Source organism: Endozoicomonas sp., from assembly GCF_051008435.1.
GTDB lineage: Bacteria > Pseudomonadota > Gammaproteobacteria > Pseudomonadales > Endozoicomonadaceae > Endozoicomonas_A.
Genome location: NZ_JBPCXO010000358.1, coordinates 25,093 through 41,410, shown reverse-complemented (window position 1 = coordinate 41,410; position 16,318 = coordinate 25,093). Strand labels below are relative to the sequence as shown.

15 protein-coding genes are annotated in these 16,318 nt (G+C 48.9%); 2 read left to right on the top strand and 13 right to left on the bottom strand.

All coding sequences use genetic code 11. The features are described from left to right. Nucleotides 1-213: transposase domain-containing protein (locus ACR2PX_RS18140; RefSeq protein ID WP_434000771.1), on the bottom strand; the 213-nt coding region annotated here is incomplete at its 3' end. A gap of 769 nt (nt 214-982) precedes the next feature. Here ACR2PX_RS18140 and ACR2PX_RS18135 point away from each other — a divergent pair. Beyond that, the gene (locus tag ACR2PX_RS18135) at nt 983-2,068 is read left to right on the top strand and encodes a porin (RefSeq protein ID WP_434000768.1); all 1,086 of its coding nucleotides are present in this window, start codon (nt 983-985) and stop codon (nt 2,066-2,068) included. A gap of 72 nt (nt 2,069-2,140) precedes the next feature. Here the strand turns inward: ACR2PX_RS18135 and ACR2PX_RS18130 are convergent, their stop codons facing one another. The 3 genes from ACR2PX_RS18130 to rluC form a co-directional block, all read right to left on the bottom strand. Further along, a complete protein-coding gene (locus ACR2PX_RS18130) occupies nt 2,141-3,127 on the bottom strand; it encodes a S49 family peptidase (protein WP_434000767.1) in 987 nt (328 codons plus the stop codon). A gap of 86 nt (nt 3,128-3,213) precedes the next feature. Then, nucleotides 3,214-3,876 (bottom strand): HAD family hydrolase, encoded by a 663-nt coding sequence (locus ACR2PX_RS18125; protein ID WP_434000766.1) that lies wholly within the window; start codon nt 3,874-3,876, stop codon nt 3,214-3,216. 105 nt (nt 3,877-3,981) lie between these two features. After that, nucleotides 3,982-4,908, bottom strand: a complete 927-nt coding sequence (gene rluC, locus ACR2PX_RS18120; protein ID WP_434000765.1) for a 23S rRNA pseudouridine(955/2504/2580) synthase RluC — start codon at nt 4,906-4,908, stop codon at nt 3,982-3,984. Between the two features lie 624 nt (nt 4,909-5,532). Between rluC and rne the strand changes: the two genes are divergently transcribed. Next, on the top strand, nt 5,533-8,574 hold the full coding sequence (gene rne, locus ACR2PX_RS18115) for a ribonuclease E (RefSeq protein ID WP_434000770.1): 3,042 nt from the start codon (nt 5,533-5,535) through the stop codon (nt 8,572-8,574). 140 nt (nt 8,575-8,714) lie between these two features. Here the strand turns inward: rne and ACR2PX_RS18110 are convergent, their stop codons facing one another. The 9 genes from ACR2PX_RS18110 to ACR2PX_RS18070 form a co-directional block, all read right to left on the bottom strand. Then, complete coding sequence (locus ACR2PX_RS18110; RefSeq protein ID WP_434000769.1) at nt 8,715-9,479, bottom strand: DeoR/GlpR family transcriptional regulator; 765 nt, start codon at nt 9,477-9,479, stop codon at nt 8,715-8,717. A gap of 177 nt (nt 9,480-9,656) precedes the next feature. Continuing rightward, nucleotides 9,657-11,222: a L,D-transpeptidase family protein gene (locus ACR2PX_RS18105; RefSeq protein ID WP_434000764.1), complete on the bottom strand. Its 1,566-nt coding sequence runs from the start codon at nt 11,220-11,222 to the stop codon at nt 9,657-9,659. Between the two features lie 175 nt (nt 11,223-11,397). Continuing rightward, nucleotides 11,398-12,411 carry a UDP-N-acetylmuramate dehydrogenase gene (murB, locus tag ACR2PX_RS18100; RefSeq protein WP_434000763.1) on the bottom strand — a complete coding sequence of 338 codons (1,014 nt, stop codon included), beginning with the start codon at nt 12,409-12,411 and terminating at the stop codon, nt 11,398-11,400. A 3-nt stretch (nt 12,412-12,414) separates the two neighbouring features. Then, nucleotides 12,415-12,897 carry a low molecular weight protein-tyrosine-phosphatase gene (locus ACR2PX_RS18095; protein WP_434000762.1) on the bottom strand — a complete coding sequence of 161 codons (483 nt, stop codon included), beginning with the start codon at nt 12,895-12,897 and terminating at the stop codon, nt 12,415-12,417. Nucleotides 12,898-12,925: 28 nt separating this feature from the next. Then, nucleotides 12,926-13,717: a 3-deoxy-manno-octulosonate cytidylyltransferase gene (gene kdsB, locus ACR2PX_RS18090; protein ID WP_434000761.1), complete on the bottom strand. Its 792-nt coding sequence runs from the start codon at nt 13,715-13,717 to the stop codon at nt 12,926-12,928. Then, nucleotides 13,717-13,938: a Trm112 family protein gene (locus ACR2PX_RS18085; protein WP_434000760.1), complete on the bottom strand. Its 222-nt coding sequence runs from the start codon at nt 13,936-13,938 to the stop codon at nt 13,717-13,719. Before ACR2PX_RS18085 ends, kdsB begins: the two co-directional genes overlap by 1 nt. After that, nucleotides 13,919-14,980, bottom strand: a complete 1,062-nt coding sequence (lpxK, locus tag ACR2PX_RS18080) for a tetraacyldisaccharide 4'-kinase (protein ID WP_434000759.1) — start codon at nt 14,978-14,980, stop codon at nt 13,919-13,921. Before lpxK ends, ACR2PX_RS18085 begins: the two co-directional genes overlap by 20 nt. 143 nt (nt 14,981-15,123) lie before the next feature. Further along, complete coding sequence (locus ACR2PX_RS18075; protein WP_034842461.1) at nt 15,124-15,552, bottom strand: ExbD/TolR family protein; 429 nt, start codon at nt 15,550-15,552, stop codon at nt 15,124-15,126. Continuing rightward, a complete protein-coding gene (locus ACR2PX_RS18070; RefSeq protein WP_434000758.1) occupies nt 15,552-16,181 on the bottom strand; it encodes a MotA/TolQ/ExbB proton channel family protein in 630 nt (209 codons plus the stop codon). Before ACR2PX_RS18070 ends, ACR2PX_RS18075 begins: the two co-directional genes overlap by 1 nt. Between the last annotated feature and the right edge of the window lie 137 nt (nt 16,182-16,318).

Genomic DNA, 16,318 nt, shown 5'->3' with positions numbered 1-16,318 from the left:
TTCTGAACAGATGTTGAGTCGTCTGGCGACTTCTTCAATCGGCTCATTTCGAAATAGAGCCATGCCTAGTACAAGCCATAGCACTTGATCTTCAGGCAAACGTCGACGACGTATAGTGGCTTTTGATAAAAGGGTTAAGGCGGACTCTACCCACTCGATAGGAATGTTTTGAGTAAAAGTGGAGCATTCAGAAAACGTCTGAAGCTCATCCATTGAAAGTAAGAGTTGTTGAATAGACACAAAAAAATCCGACTGAGGGTTCTCAGTCGGATTTTGGTAGCTGATCAGTTAATTTCAAACATTAAGTGAACAGCATTGCGGCTTTTTAGCCGGTCTTTTTTTATAAAAAAACGTCCAACCTTTCTATATTCCCCTCAGCTTAACCAACAATAAGGAACTCAAAGCCTTTCAAAACAAGAAAAACCTCGCAACACCTAATATTTTTAATCAGTAAAGATATCTATACATACCGTAAACTAAAAGAAATTTAAAAAGGAAAAATATTTAATAAAAATGGTCATAGAAAGATTTTATCTCCCTCATAAAAAATATAAATATCGAATAAAAAACCCGATAAAAATCATCAAAAAATTTTCGAAAAAAATCAAAAAACAAGAGATAAGGCACCAAGCATCAAAAACCCAAAGACTCCACCCACACATCCAAGCCGCCCATAAAAAAACCCTCCCAAGAAAACTCAAAACTCTTATATAGCAAGACCCACAGGAAAAACCAGCCAGAACAAATGCCGGCAATTCAATCTACCTTCAACACAAAAAACAAACGAAAAAAACCATAATAAGACTACTATCTTAATTTAAAATAAAAAAACAAAAATCTCCCAATTAAGATTTGAAAAACAATTAATTGAAAAGAGGTTTTTGAGAAAATCATTAAACCACCCTATTGATTACTAATGCTTTATTAAATAAAAATTTAAGCGCAACACAATAACCACACACATGAGTGAGAGTCTAATATCGTGCATAAGAAAATTCTGGCCATAGCAGTAGCCACAACTTTGGCAGGTCCAGCAATGGCACTTGAGGTATACGGTGATGGTACAGACAGTTTAAGTATTGGCGGCAAAATTGGTTTTTATGTTCAAAACAAAGATCATGATGAAGAGCTAAACAACGACTGCAATCGAATCAACTTTGAATACGCCCACAAATTTGCAAGCGGCTGGACTGGACAAGGCGTTATGGAATGGCGAGTTCGTACTGTTGATGAGTACGAATCCGATGGAGAAAAGAAAGACTTTATCTCCAACCGTCTGGGCTTTGTTGGACTGAGTCACGACGATTACGGTTCTTTCGTAGCAGGTAAGAACTGGAGCGTGACTTACGACGTCTCCGGCTGGACTGATAGCTACGCCATCCTGGGCGGTAACGCAATGGGGGTTTATGAAGGCCGTAACGGCGGTGATTATGACGGTACCGCCCGTGCTGATGACGCCCTTCAGTACCGCAATAGCTTTGGCGGTTTGAACATCGGCCTGCAATACCAGCTGAAGAGTGACACCGCCACTCAAAATGATGCCAATAATGACAGTGACGACAACGTCCAGCGGGATCACGGCTACGGTATTGCCATAAGCTATGAACTGCCTTTGGGTCTGTCTGTGGGCGCTACTTACAACGAAACCCAATACGAAGACATTGCCAAATACGCAGGCCAGGATAAATCCAAATCGGCAACAGCCGGCCTGAAGTATGAAAACGAAGGCCTCTATCTGGCGGCTGTTTACGGTGAGTTCCACAACAAAACCGAACTGGGCGACAAACTGAACGCAAAATCTAATGGACTGGAACTCTATGGCAGACTAGCACTGAACAACGTCTTTCAGGGTTTATCAGTAGAAGCCGGATACAATGAACTGAAAGACGACAGCAAAGCTGCAGCCGATCAGACCGAAGCCACCTTTAAAGAAACCATGGTCGGCGCTATCTACGAAACCGGCCCAATGCAATTCGCGGTTGAATACGCCAAGAACGACAGCAAAAATGAAGTGGGTAAAAAAGACGCAGACAACACACTGTCCCTGCAGGCCCGTTACTACTTCTGATCCTGCTGGATCAGCTACAAAAAAGGCCAGCAAACGCTGGCCTTTTTTGATATTAAATGTGCGAAAAAATGATCACTTCAATGACAAGGAGTCCAGTCCAAGCACTTTAACTGCCGTTGAAGCCACGCCAACACCAAAGTCTCTGGCAAAACGCTCAAACGGTGTCAAACGCAGAGAAAAATCGACAATTTCCTCTTCCCCGATCACTTCGCGGGCAACATACCCTGAACTGCCAAGCCCATCCAACAAACCCAGCTCTACAGCTTGCTCGCCAGTCCAGACCATACCGGAAAAAATATCACTGTCTTCGGCCAACCGGTCACCACGACCCTGCTTCACCACATTGATAAATTGATTATGGATCGTATCCAAAGATTGCTGCCAGCGTTGTGTCGCTTCAGAATCCTGCGGCTGGAACGGATCATTAAAGGCTTTAAATTCACCTGCCGTATAGGTACGACGAGTAACACCCAGCTTTTTCATGGCCTCAACAAACCCAAAGCCTGAAGAGATCACACCAATGGAACCGACCAGACTCGCCTTATCTGCATAAATTTTGTCAGCCGCAGCAGCCACGTAGTAACCACCAGAAGCACCGATATCCATAACAACTGCATAAAGAGGAGTTTCAGGATACAGATCCCTCAGGCGTCTGATTTCATCATAGATATAACCCGATTGAACCGGGCTACCACCAGGACTGTTGATACGAAGGATGACGCCCTTGGTACCTTTATCTTCAAAAGCCGCGCGCAACCCTGTGACAACACTGTCTGCATTGACATCATCGGTTCCGATAACACCATTCAGCTCGACCAGGGCAGTATGTGAAGTGCTGGTAGGCGCACCCGATGCATCCACCTGCATAGCGTTATAGACGACACCAATGGATACAAACAGCCAGGTAAAAGTCAGCAGTTTGAAGAAAATACCCCAGCGACGTGCACGACGCTGCTCTTTCAATGCCCCTTGAGCCAGGTCTTCCACCAACTTCCAGGCACGCCCCTCTTTCTCATCCGACTGTTCATAGTCATCACTCTCATTCCATGAACTTCTCACTCAACTCACTCCTGTTATTTTAAATAACCTCTTCTGCACCCCATCCAGCCTGACAGGAGAACAAAATAGTTTTTTATTTCTGACTGTCAGTGCCTGCCTAACCAGTCAATCAACTCATCAAAGGAATCCACCATGTGAACCGGTTGATGCTGTTTCAGCTTGCTTTCGTTCTGAGCTCCATAGGTGACTGCCACGCTATCCATTCCCGCATTCACCGCCATAGCCAGATCAAACTCGGAATCCCCAACCATCAGCGCCTGATCAGCCGTAACATCAAACTCATCCAGTAATTGCTCGAGCATCATTGGGTGTGGCTTGGAATGCGCATCATCGGCCGTACGACTAGCCTCAAAATAAGACTGATAGTCATTGGCGGTCATAGAGCGGTCCAGACCTGCTCTTCTTTTCCCTGTTGCTACCGCCATCTTGACTCCGCTTCCTTTGAGATGTTCCAGCCCCTGGGTAACACCCGGATAGGGTCGCGAAGGCTGCTGTTCGAGCTCCAGATGAAAATCCCGATAAGCTTCACGATAAACGACGACCTGCTCATTATCCAACGCGGGATAAAGTGTTGCGATGGCCTCCCCCAGACTTAAACCAATAATGCCTTTATAGGCCTCGTCTGCAAGAACCGGCAATCCCATGCTTTGCGCTGCTTTCACCAAAGCTGTCACAATGTTGGGCACAGAATCAATTAAAGTGCCATCCCAGTCAAATACAACCAGCGAATACTCTTTTCTTTCCATCATACCTGATCAATCTACTACTGCTTTATCCGATACCCATAGCGCCAGGAGCCTGTCTATTCTCGGTCAGACTCCTGGAAACAAGCCGCGAACCACATCACAAAAAACCTAATCTCTTAGTGTTTCAAGCACACCGTCAAGATCTTCTGGCAAAGGAGCATCCACGGTCAAAGCCTGACCTTCAGGCAACACCAGTTTCAGCCTGGCCGCATGCAGAAATAACCGCTTCAGACCAAACTCTCTGAACCTCTTATTATCGTCATCCGACGTGTATTTATCATCACCTAAAATCGAATATCCGGCATGAAGACAATGAACCCTGATCTGATGCGTCCTACCCGTTACCGGACTGGCTTCGATCAGAGTGGCGGCTTCATTGGCATGATTAAAACGCTCAAGCACCTTATACAGCGTTTTTGAACGCTTACCTTCTATATCGACAGTCACCACTCTCTCACCGGAGCGAAGGGTATTCTTCATTAGAGGCGCGTTTACCAGAACTTTCCTGCTTGGCCAGCGCCCCATAACCAAAGCGTTATAGATTTTACTGACCTTGTCTTCTTTCAGCTGGGCATGAAGATAACGAAGCATGCTTCGCTTCTTGGCTATCATCAGACAGCCCGATGTATCTCGATCCAGCCGATGCACTAATTCCAGGCTTCGCTCCTGCGGCCGGATATTACGCAGTGTTTCAATAACACCGTAAGAAATACCACTGCCACCATGAACAGCAATACCGGCCGGTTTGTTAATAATGATCAGAGACTTGTCTTCGTACAGAATGGACTCTTCCAGCTTCTGGCTAATGGCCACACTGGGACTCGCCTTGGGAGCTCTTTCTGCCACCCTTACCGGTGGAACTCTTAACAGGTCACCATCCTGCAGGCGGTAATCTGCTGTCACACGCTTCTTGTTAACACGCACTTCACCTTTCCGGATAATCCTGTACACCCGGGTTTTGGGTACACCTTTAAGAATCCGTACCAGATAATTATCTACCCGTTGCCCGGCGTCTTCACTATCAATATTGATCATTTTTACTGCTGGGCGGGGTTCCCCGGATTGTCGGGAGTCGTTCTGATGTCTATCCATAGCGATATAATATCAGCTTTACCTCATTTGAAGCACTTACTGATTACTGATATAGTTGTGACACTGCCTTGTGAATATCCGAAAAGGCAGTTCGATTTACGAAGCCTGAGAGCGGCCGGCAGCGGGAATGGCGAGCATAAAAGAGCCATAAAGCCCCCTGAACCAGAGCCGATGACACTCAGGACAGATGAAACACCATCACGGCTAAGCCGTGTAAGATAAACAGCGCTACCCTCTGTCAAGCAGTGCACCCCCGGATTCCGGGCGTGAGGAAAATTCCGGGAAACAGAAACAACCATCGGCCTATTTTTTTATCGAGCCTATAAATATCGATAAGCGCCGAAGATTCCCGGCAGAACCGAATTCCCCGCCCAAGGTGGCCCGTCTGAACCAAGACCTGGTCACCAGTTTGATGCTACATCGTTACAAAGCAGGTTAAAGAAGTACTGGGAAGTAACTCTGTTAGCACAGATAAAAACCGGCAGTTCCGCATCAGTGACGGACCGGAAGACAAGAAAACGGGCAGTGCCGGCTTGAGAGGTTAGCCTCTGAATGTATCGGTACTCTATGAAGAGAATGTTGATCAACGCAACTCAGTCTGAAGAGTTGCGCGTTGCGCTGGTTGATGGCCAGCGTCTTTACGATCTGGATATTGAATCCGGCGCTCGTGAACAGAAAAAAGCCAACATCTATAAAGGCAAGATCACCCGGGTTGAACCTAGCCTGGAAGCTGCTTTTGTGGACTTTGGTGCAGAGCGGCATGGATTCCTTCCTCTGAAGGAAATCTCCCGCGAATATTTTTCCTCTCCTCACCACGGTGGACGCCCTAATATCAAGGACGTCATCAAGGAAGGTCAGGAAGTCATCGTTCAGGTAGATAAAGAAGAGCGCGGCAATAAAGGTGCTGCCCTCACTACTCTGGTCAGCCTGGCTGGTCGTTACCTGGTACTGATGCCCAACAACCCCAGAGCCGGCGGCATTTCCCGTCGAATCGAAGGTGATGAGCGAGCAGAACTCCGTGAAATCCTGAGCAACCTCAACATCCCCTCAGAAATGGGCGTTATTGTCCGTACTGCGGGACTGGGTCGCTCCAAGGAAGAACTGCAGTGGGATCTCGACTACCTGCTTCAGCTCTGGAACTCCATCAAAGACGCTGCGCAAAAGCCTGCTCCTTTGCTGATTTACCAGGAAAGCAACGTTATCATCCGTGCTATCCGGGACTACCTGCGTCAGGACATCGGCGAAGTACTGATCGACAAAGCCAGCGTATGCGACGAAGCCCTGGATTTTATCAAGCAGGTCATGCCTCAGTATCAGCACAAGATCAAGCTGTATAAAGATAGCATTCCGCTGTTCAACCGCTTCCAGATCGAATCCCAGATTGAGACAGCCTTCCAGCGCGAAGTTAAGCTGCCTTCCGGTGGTTCTATTGTTATTGATCCAACTGAAGCTCTGGTTTCCATCGATATTAACTCTGCCCGTGCAACCCGTGGCGGCGATATTGAAGAGACGGCACTGAACACCAACCTGGAAGCAGCGGATGAAATCGCCCGTCAACTCAGACTCCGTGATATCGGCGGTCTGATTGTCATTGATTTCATTGATATGAGTCACAACCGCAACCAGCGTGAAGTTGAGAATCGCATCCGAGAAGCTCTGTCCATGGACCGTGCCCGAGTACAAACCGGACGCATCTCCCGCTTCGGCCTGCTGGAAATGTCACGCCAGCGCTTGCGCCCATCTCTGGGTGAAACCAGTGGCGTTGTCTGCCCAAGATGTTCTGGTCAGGGCACCATTCGTGATATCGAATCTCTGGCTCTGTCTATCCTGCGCCTGATGGAAGAGGAAGCTCTGAAAGACAAAACTTCCGAAATCCGCGCACAGGTACCGGTCACCGTTGCTGCATTCCTGCTGAATGAAAAGCGCCAGACCATTGCCAAAATTGAGCAACGTCATAAAGTTCGCATTGTTGCTGTTCCCAACCCTAACCTGGAAACACCTCACTACGACGTCCAGCGCCTGAGAGATGACCATGTTGTAGAAGGCTCTGAGAGCAGCTACGAGATCATCACGACGGAAGAGCCCCAGGAAGAAGAAGCACCCATTTCCCAGACCAAGGCTACTCCTCGTCAGGAAGCCGCTGTGAAAAATGTTGCTCCTGCACAACCTGCACCTGCACAGTCTGAAAAACAGGGCGGCCTGCTGAAGTCTTTTGTCAAAGCCATCGGCGGTCTCTTCGCAGCAGAAGAAACCCCAGAGAAGCCTGCTCAGACTGAAGCCTCTAAACCTGCACGCCAACAGCGTCAGCCCAGAGACCGGGACAATCAGCAGCGAGATAATCGCGGCCAGCGCTCACAGCGTAACAAGCCACAGCAGCGCAAAGAGCACTCTGAAGAGCGCCCAGCCCGCAACGAACGTCGCCGTGGCGGACGCCAGCAGGACGAAAGAAAAGACAACACCTCTCGTCAGGAAAGAACAGAAAGGCCTGAAAGAACAGAAAGGCCCGAAAGAACAGAAAGACCGGAAAAAGCAGAAAGACCTGAAAGATCAGAAAGACAGGAACGTGGTGCTCGCCAGCAGGAAGAGCGTAACTCACGCCGCCAGCAGGAAAGAAGAGATCGTCGTGAACCTGCAGCAGAGCAGAAACAACCGGAACAGACAGCTGCAACTCCTGAGCAACAGGAAGACAACCGTCGTCGCCGTCGTCCAGGCTCTGCACAACGCAGAAGAAACAACCGTCCTTCTCAGAGAGATCGCAATCAGCAGGAACAACAACCTGTTCTGCCTTCCCTGTCTCAGCCAGAAGAAAGCAAGACGGAAGCAACTCAGCCTGTAGCGACTCCAGAACCTGTTGAGCAAGTCTCTCAGAAGCAGAGCCCCAAACCTGCTGCAACTCAGCAGGAAACAAGAGCAAAGCAGGAAGCTCCGGTTGAAAAGGCTGCAGCCAGACAACCTGAACAGAGAGCTGCCCGCCAGCCAGAAAAGACTGAGTCTGTTGCAGAAGCTCCTGCAGCCAAGTCTGATGAGAAAGTGGTGAACAAACCTGCTCCTGCTGTTGATCAGAAGCCTCAGGCTGAAGAATCTCAGGAGAAGGCAACGACAGAACCTGTCGTTGAAGCCCCTAATGCGGCAGCACCTCGCATGACCGAAATGGCCAAGGCAGTTGCTGCCAGCAGTCATAGAGAAGCAGCGCCTCTGCAGCAGTCTAATGCTCCTGCTCAGCCCAGTGCCGAGCCAGCAGCAAAAGCCGATGAACCTGCCAAGCCTGCTACCCCTGCGGTAGAGGTCAGCAAGAAAGAGCCTGCACCTGCTCCTGCACAACCGGAAGCGCCTGCTCCTGTCGCTAAAGCCACAGCCAAGCAAGACGCACCAGAAGCCGCTGCGCCTAAAGCTGCAGCAGAAACCTCTTCAAATATTGTTGAGATCAGCAAGAAAGAAGAGAACGCTTCAGAAGCAGCTGAACCACGCCGTCGACGCAACAGGGCTCATAACGACCCTCGGATGAAGCGACGCCTGGAACAGCAGAAAGCAGCTGCGGCTGCCGAGAAAACGGATGAAAAGCCATCTGGAGACCAGCAACCCGCTGCCTCCACATCACAGGAAAATTAAGAACCCGTCCCGGTGAGCCTTCACCAGGCGCTTATTTTTCAGTGATCAAGCCCATTATTTCAGTTCCTTTGAACTGAAATAATGGGCACAATAAAAAAGGAGAGGCTCAGCCTCTCCTTTTTTATTATCAACAACAATACCTACTCACAAATTACAATTTCTACCGCTGAACCGGCCATGACCTCTTTAAGAGGCTCAGGTGGCTCGACATCAGTAAACAATACATCAATCTGTTCAAGACGCCCCAGCCTGACCATAGCGCTTCGACCGTATTTACTATGGTCTGCTGCCAGAAGGCACTGTTTGGCATTACCGATCATCGCCTGCGCCACTCTGACTTCATGATAATCAAAATCCATCAATGAGCCGTCCATATCAATACCACTGATACCCATAACGGCATAGTCAACTCTGAATTGCTCAATAAAATCCCTGGTAGCCTGACCAACAATGCCACCGTCCCTGTTTCTGACCTCACCACCCGCTATTACAACAGTAAAATCCTCACGCTGTAATAGAATCGAGGCCACAAAAAGGTTATTGGTCACCACTCTCAAGGCTTTATGATTCAGTAACGCTCTGGCCACCGCTTCCGTTGAAGTACCTATATTGATAAACAGCGAAGAACCATCGGGTATTCTCTTGACCAGCTCGGCCGCAATCCGATCCTTTTCTTCACTCAGACTCATCTTGCGTTCAGAATAAGCGGTATTCACGGTACTGCTCGACGGCATGCCCGCGCCACCATGATGACGCGAAATCAGATTCTGCTTATCAAGCTCATTTAAATCTCTACGGATCGTCTGGGCAGTCACTTTAAAATGTTGCACCAACTCATCCGTCGTCATAAAACCATGCTGACGAATCAGTTCAACAATCAATTCCTGACGATGGGTCTGGGGTATAGAAGATACAGCGGCTGTCTTGGCAGTCATCCGAAAACTCTTGTCAGTGAGAAAGCCCTGCGCCTGGCAGAGCACTCAATCTATGGAGATTTTCCAATCAATTCAGTCAGGATACCAACTTCAATTGCCCATAGCGAAGAAATTTCGAACACCCATTGAGGAAGACTCAAAAGGCCATTACAACTTGGCCAGTAGCGCATCATCCAACTTGTAGACATCTTTTCTGAAACGTATACGACCGTTACTGTCAGGCCAGGCGGTGAAATAAACAAAATAGAGAGGCACCGCCTTTCTAAGTTTTAACTTGCCTGTTTCACGGGTGGTCTTCAACGCTCTGACCTCATCTCCCATTCCCTGATGTTTCAGGATATTGCCAATCAAATGATCAATATTTTCTACACGGGTACAGCCAGAACTGAAGGTTCTTACTGATCGCTTGAACAGCTCGGGCTTATCCGTATCGTGAAGATAAATGCTATAGGCATTGGGAGAGTCCAGTTTGTACTTCCCCAGACGATTCACTTTCCCCGGCTTTTGCTCGAGCCGATAGGGAAGTGTTCTGCGACTGTATTTTTTCCAGTTGATTGAGTCAGGGTCCAGTTTTCTTGCTCCAGACTTCCAACTGGCATAAACAGTAAAACCTTCCCGCTTCAGAAACTCAGGATTTTTCTGAGCCTTTCTCAATAACGAAGTAGAAGAAATAGAGCTGGGTACCCGCCAATAAGGATTGACGGTAATACTTTCAATACTTTCCTGAAAAACCGGGGTTTGACGGGACGGTTTACCAACAATAGCCCGATAAACTTTCTGCCTTCCCTCCCCTGTCACCCAGGCAACATTAAAGCCCGCTATATCCACTAACACATGAGGATAGGGCAACGACCGAGGCATCCACCTCATTCGCTCCATATTGACCTTCAGCACCTTGATTCGATCAAGGGTCAGCGCCACCAATGCCTGACGAGTTCGCTGTCCAAAGTATCCGTCTGCACGAATCCGGTACTGCTTTTGGAGCTTCTTGACCACCGACATATGAGCTCGGCTGTACTGTCCTGCCGGCAAACGATCGGCCAGATCCAGATCAATCAGCCATTGATTCAGAATTAAAATCGAAGGATGTCGATCCCCCTCTTCCAGCACCATATCCGCCGGAAAACGATCACCGGCCTTCTCTAACTGGGTATTAAATCGTTGCAGTGTTTTCTTGAACAATTCATATTGAGGTAATCTGGGCTCAATCAGATCCAGCGAATTGGAATCCATATGCTCCTGCAACACCGGTAATGCAGGCCGGTCTGCGATTCTCCAGCCAGGCTGATAAACCTTTCTATCCAGCCGCCCGGTATCCAGGTAAGAAGCGAATTCTGACGCCACTTTTCGGACATTCTGTTCAGATGGATCCGTGGCCAGCTGCAACCACTGACTCTGGGGAATATCAATACCGTGCTGAGAAGCTGTAGACATCCAGCTGATTAACTGCTGGCTTGAGGCCGCTTCAGAATGCCCTTCACTTTTGATTTGCACACTGGAACTGGGCTCAGAAGGAACAGCAAGCCAGTCTTCAGCAGACACTGCCGTAGCCAACACGCTGACTGACAGGAAGGACAAAACCGTCATGAGTGAAGAAAAATAGTTTACGCCCCGCACAGGCATAAACGGCCCTATGCGAAGAAAAACATTTTTCACGGTAAAAAATAACCTGGCAAACTGCTTTTCACTGGAAGATAACCGGGAACAGCGCATGAAAACTCCGTATACAGTACAAGCCTAACTGCATGACAGGCTTTCATCGAACAGGAAACATCTCGTACTTTCTTAAGAGTAGACAGCCTGAAACAGGTCAATTCTTTACAAAAAGAAGGGAAACAGAATGCCAGAAAACCGGCACTCTGCTGATCATTTGAAGGTAAAAAGGAAGTCAGTAGACTCGTGGCTCGATTTCCAGCTCGACACCAAACCGATTATGAACCACATTCTGTATGTGATGCGCCAACCCCAGCAGATCATCCGGGCTGGCACCACCATGATTAACCAGTACCAGCGCCTGCTTATTAAAGGTACCTACAGCCCCCTGACGGAAGCCCTTAAGACCTGCACGGTCTATCAACCATCCCGCTGCCAGCTTCCAGCGCCCCTCAAAGGGATAAGCCACAACATCCGGATAATCTGTCTGTAATTTTCTCAACAGACACTCATCCACAACAGGATTTTTAAAGAAGCTTCCCGCATTACCCAACACCAGCGGATCGGGCAGTTTCTCCATGCGGATATCACAGACAGATTCACTGATCGTAAAAGCGTCAGAACACTCACCTGAGCGCTGCTCAACTTCCTGCTTTAAACGGCCATAATCGAGCTTTGGCGACAGTTTTTCCGCCAGCGAAAACGTGACAGAAGTAATAATAAAGCGATCTCGGACTGAATGTTTGAACACCGAATCCCGGTAGCCAAACTGACAGTCTTCAAGGGTGAAGGTTTTCAATGCTCCCGATTGAAGGTCCAGAGCCTCCAGGCTGTGGAAGTAATCCTTGATCTCAACACCATAGGCACCAATATTCTGAATGGGAGCTGCACCGACATTACCCGGAATCAGGGAAAGGTTCTCAAGTCCATAAGCCTGCTCACCCAGAGTCCAACGAACAAACTCATGCCAGTTCTCACCCGCTCCTGCGGTTATAGAGACAAGATCATCATTTCTAGAGGTGATCTTTTTGCCATGGATATTCACATGAACAAACAAAGCATCCTGATCACCACTTAGCACCAGATTACTGCCCCCACCCAGAGGTACAATCGGAACCTGTTTCTCAGCGGCAAAGCGAATAGCCTCCCGAAGATCTTCAACCGAATTAGCTTCAACAAAATAGCGGGCACTGACCCTGAAACCAAACGTATTCAGGGCTTCGAGGGAATAATTTTCAAGCATTCTCATGAACTACCGCAATTCACTCTGGGCATGATTTTGAATGTGCTCCAGCAATGCCTGCCCGCCCTGCTCAACCAGGGAGAGTACATCCGAAAAACCCTGCGCTCCACCATAGTAGGGGTCAGGGACTTCACTCTCGGAAACATTACTGAAGGACAGAAAGAGTTGCACTTTATGACGGTGCTCAGGCGGACACATAGCCAGCAGATCACTGAGATTACTCTCATCCATGGCAAGCACATAATCGAACTCATCAAAGTCGGAGATATCAACCTGGCGGGATCGAATAAAAGACAAGTCATAGCCGAGGCGGGCGGCTTCCTTCATGGAACGCCCATCGGGCTCTGCTTCCTTATGCCAGCCACTGGTTCCTGCCGAGTCCACCTCGATCCGATCTGATAAGCCAGCCAGCTCAACCTGATGGACAAAAACACCGTGAGCCGTAGGAGAACGGCAAATATTACCCAGACAGACAAAGAGTACTTTAATCATTCCATTTTCACCCTTGTTTGACTGTCACTCAGGAAATATCAGCTAGTCTGCTTTCCATGAGGGCCCTGACAGCGTTGAGATCCTCTTCGGTATCAACCCCATGCGGCGGTGTTTCCATGGCATCAGCTACATGAATACGATGCCCGTTCCAAAGCAGTCTCAACTGTTCAAGCGACTCTATCGATTCAATCGGGCTCTGATCCCATTGCACATATTGATTCAACAGACTGACACGGTAGGCGTAGATACCAATGTGGCGCCTGAAAATATCAACTTCCGGCAGTGAACCTCCACCTGCGGAAAACTCATTTCTGGCCCAGGGCATCGGAGCACGACTGAAGTAAAGGGCAAAACCTTCACGATCCGTCACTACTTTCACCACACTGGGATTAAACAGATCTTCCCGGTTGCGAACTGGCTCAGAAAGTGTTGCTGCACCGGCTGACTCTGCCTGCATAAGATTGCTGGCCACCTGGTCAATCACTTTTGCCGGGATCAGAGGTTCGTCACCCTGAACATTAACAATGACTTCGTTATCACCCATGTCATAAAGGCGTGTGACTTCCTGAAGGCGATCGGTTCCAGAGGGATGACCCGCCAGAGTCATACAGGCCTCAGCTCCAAAACTTTCAGCCATCTTGATGATACGCTCATCATCAGTAGCGATAATGACGCGGGTCGCCTGACTTTCACAGGCACGTTCATACACATGCTGAATCATGGGTTTGCCACAAATATCAGCCAGAGGCTTGCCTGGCAGACGACTGGAGCTGAAACGAGCAGGTATAACAACAGTAAACGGGGCTGTGGAAACACTCATCAGGCAGAAGGTTCCTCTTGGGAAGGTGCCGCCTCGCCTCCCTCTAATCGCTCATCGGCAGTCAGGGTACGAGCTTCGTTTTCCAGCATGACAGGAATACCATCACGAATTGGATAGGCCATACCACAGGGGCGACAAATCAGCTCAGCCGCTGACTTATCGTATTTCAGATCGCCCTTGCAGTGGGGACAGGCCAGAATCTCAAACAGCTTCTTGTCCATGGGTATCCTTATCTGACCGACTTTGCGGCCCTTTAGTTTCAATCAGTTTCAGAATTCGTTCAAATACCGCCTCAGGCACTCTGGCCTGAACCGGCAGAAACCAGAAGCGGGATTCTGCGAAAGAAGAGCATTTTACTGCATCCTTAGCCGTCATGATAATGGGTAGATCATCCCGAAACTGAAAATCCTCTTCTCCAAACGCATAATGATCGGGAAAAGGATGTGGAATAACTTCGTATCCAAGTCCTTCCAGCGTTCTGAAAAAGCGACCGGGATTGCCTATGCCTGCCACGGCATGCACTTTTCCTGAGGCTGGAGGCTGACCGATATTCTGGCCACTGACAGGTTTAAGCACATCAGGCTTAAGGGAAAAACTATCGAAATCGCAATCCAGCCTTCTGGAAGGCTCACCGTTTATTAATACCTGATCCACCTCGCGCAGCCTTTGAGGAGGCTCCCGCAAAGGTCCTGCTGGCAGGCTGAGCTCATTGCCCAGCATTCTCTGGCCATCAATAACCACCAGCTCAATATGCCGATCAAGATTATAATGCTGAAGGCCGTCGTCAGCGATCACCAGATCACAGCCTTTCTGCTCAATCAGCGCTTTGGCCGCAGAAACCCGATCCGGGTCCACCATAATCGGAATATTCAGCTGCTGAGCCAGCATCACCGGCTCATCCCCGACCAGAGCCGGATCCGATTCAGGTAACACCTGGGCAGGCAAGTGGATGTCTTTTCCAGCCCCAAAGCCACGGCTGGCAATACCTGGCTTGAAGCCCTGTTGCTGTAATCGGGCGACCAGACTAGCAACAAAAGGCGTCTTTCCCGTTCCACCAACCGTAATATTTCCAACAATAATGATGGGTACAGGAGATTGCCAGCGCTCTGAACACTCCAGTTTTACCCGACGATTTCGGGCAATTCGGGCATACAAGAAAGATAGGGGAAGCAGCATACGGGTCCAGAACCCACTGCCGTACCATGAGTTGAGAACCGAGTCGCTGAGTACTGTCTGCCAACGACGAGATTCCTTGCTTTCCATGAGGGGTAAGTCACTCTCTCAGTAATATAATGGCAAACGCAGCCTAAAGAGACTGCGTTTATTTTACTATGAAAATGCCGCCATTTCGGGCTCTGTAGTCATTTTCATGATTCAGGTAACAAGCTATACAGGCTAGCTTACCATTACTGTTCTGATTCTACAGGTTTTCGGGTCGTCATACTCAAATTGGCAAAGCCCAGCTGACCCGCAGCATCCATAGCAGTCACTACCGACTGATAAGGCGTCTTGGCATCAGCAGTGATAATCAGCGGCAAAGCGGAGTCACCTTCACTGACTTTGGCCAGTGCATTCTTAAGGGTATCCAGACTACTGTTCACCAGAGATTTGCCGTTCACCGCAAAATCGCCTTCTCGGCTGATGGTAATTTCTACCTGTGTTTTCTCTACAGACTCTCGCTGTTCACCACTGGCTTCTGGCAAGTCGATGGCCAGCTGGGTCTCCTTGGTGAAGGTAGTCGAGACCATAAAGAAGATCAGCAACAGAAAGACCACATCAATCAGCGGCGTCAGGTTCAGCGAGACCTCTTCACGGGACTGGCGACGAAACTTCATCACTTGCCCTCGCGGTCTTTAAGCTTTCGCTCTCCCTGAAGCACTTCCACCAGCTTGGTGGCTTCCTGCTCCATGGTCACAACCAGTTCATCCACACGACGGGTAAAGTAACGGTGAAAGATCAAAGTCGGAATTGCAACCGTCAGACCGGCTGCAGTGGTAATCAAAGCCTTGGATATGCCACCTGCCAGCACTCCGGCATTACCGGTGCCTTCCAGCATGATCACAGTAAACACATCGATCATACCAATAACGGTACCCAACAGACCCATTAAAGGGGCAATGGCAGCAACGGTTCCCAGAGTATTGAGATAACGTTCCAGCTCATGAATGACTCTGCCGGCCTGCTCCTCAATACTTTCTTTCATGATATCGCGCCCATAGCGGGCATTACTGATACCTGCCGCCAGGATTTCACCCAAAGGTGAGCCATCTTTCAGGCCACTGACTTTCTTGCTGTCCAGATCATTATTCTTGATCCACTTCCAGACCTGAGACAAAGTATTTCTGGGTGCAATACGCGACGGCCTGAGTGTCCAGAGACGCTCAAAAATAATCGCCAAGGCAATGACAGAACTAAGCAGGATTGGCAGCATCAGCCAACCACCGGATTTCACCAACTCGAACACAGCACCTTCCCTTCCAAGTTTCTATGAGAGTACCAAGCCTGAAAAACTGATCAGTACAGAGTACTTCTGTTAGGGGCTGCTGTGGTTTTGTTTCGCGCTCAGCAGTTCCTGGAGCATTCAGGACCAGGCGCAGTAGT

Excerpts from the sequence above, each read along its gene's own strand:
- ACR2PX_RS18095 (WP_434000762.1), bottom strand. The coding sequence starts at position 12,897 with ATGATTAAAGTACTCTTTGTCTGTCTGGGTAATATTTGCCGTTCTCCT.
- lpxK (WP_434000759.1), bottom strand. The coding sequence starts at position 14,980 with ATGGAAAGCAAGGAATCTCGTCGTTGGCAGACAGTACTCAGCGACTCG.
- ACR2PX_RS18075 (WP_034842461.1), bottom strand. The coding sequence starts at position 15,552 with ATGAAGTTTCGTCGCCAGTCCCGTGAAGAGGTCTCGCTGAACCTGACG.
- ACR2PX_RS18105 (WP_434000764.1), bottom strand. The coding sequence starts at position 11,222 with ATGCGCTGTTCCCGGTTATCTTCCAGTGAAAAGCAGTTTGCCAGGTTA.
- ACR2PX_RS18125 (WP_434000766.1), bottom strand. The coding sequence starts at position 3,876 with ATGATGGAAAGAAAAGAGTATTCGCTGGTTGTATTTGACTGGGATGGC.
- murB (WP_434000763.1), bottom strand. The coding sequence starts at position 12,411 with ATGAGAATGCTTGAAAATTATTCCCTCGAAGCCCTGAATACGTTTGGT.
- rluC (WP_434000765.1), bottom strand. The coding sequence starts at position 4,908 with ATGATCAATATTGATAGTGAAGACGCCGGGCAACGGGTAGATAATTAT.
- rne (WP_434000770.1), top strand. The coding sequence starts at position 5,533 with ATGAAGAGAATGTTGATCAACGCAACTCAGTCTGAAGAGTTGCGCGTT.
- ACR2PX_RS18085 (WP_434000760.1), bottom strand. The coding sequence starts at position 13,938 with ATGGACAAGAAGCTGTTTGAGATTCTGGCCTGTCCCCACTGCAAGGGC.
- kdsB (WP_434000761.1), bottom strand. The coding sequence starts at position 13,717 with ATGAGTGTTTCCACAGCCCCGTTTACTGTTGTTATACCTGCTCGTTTC.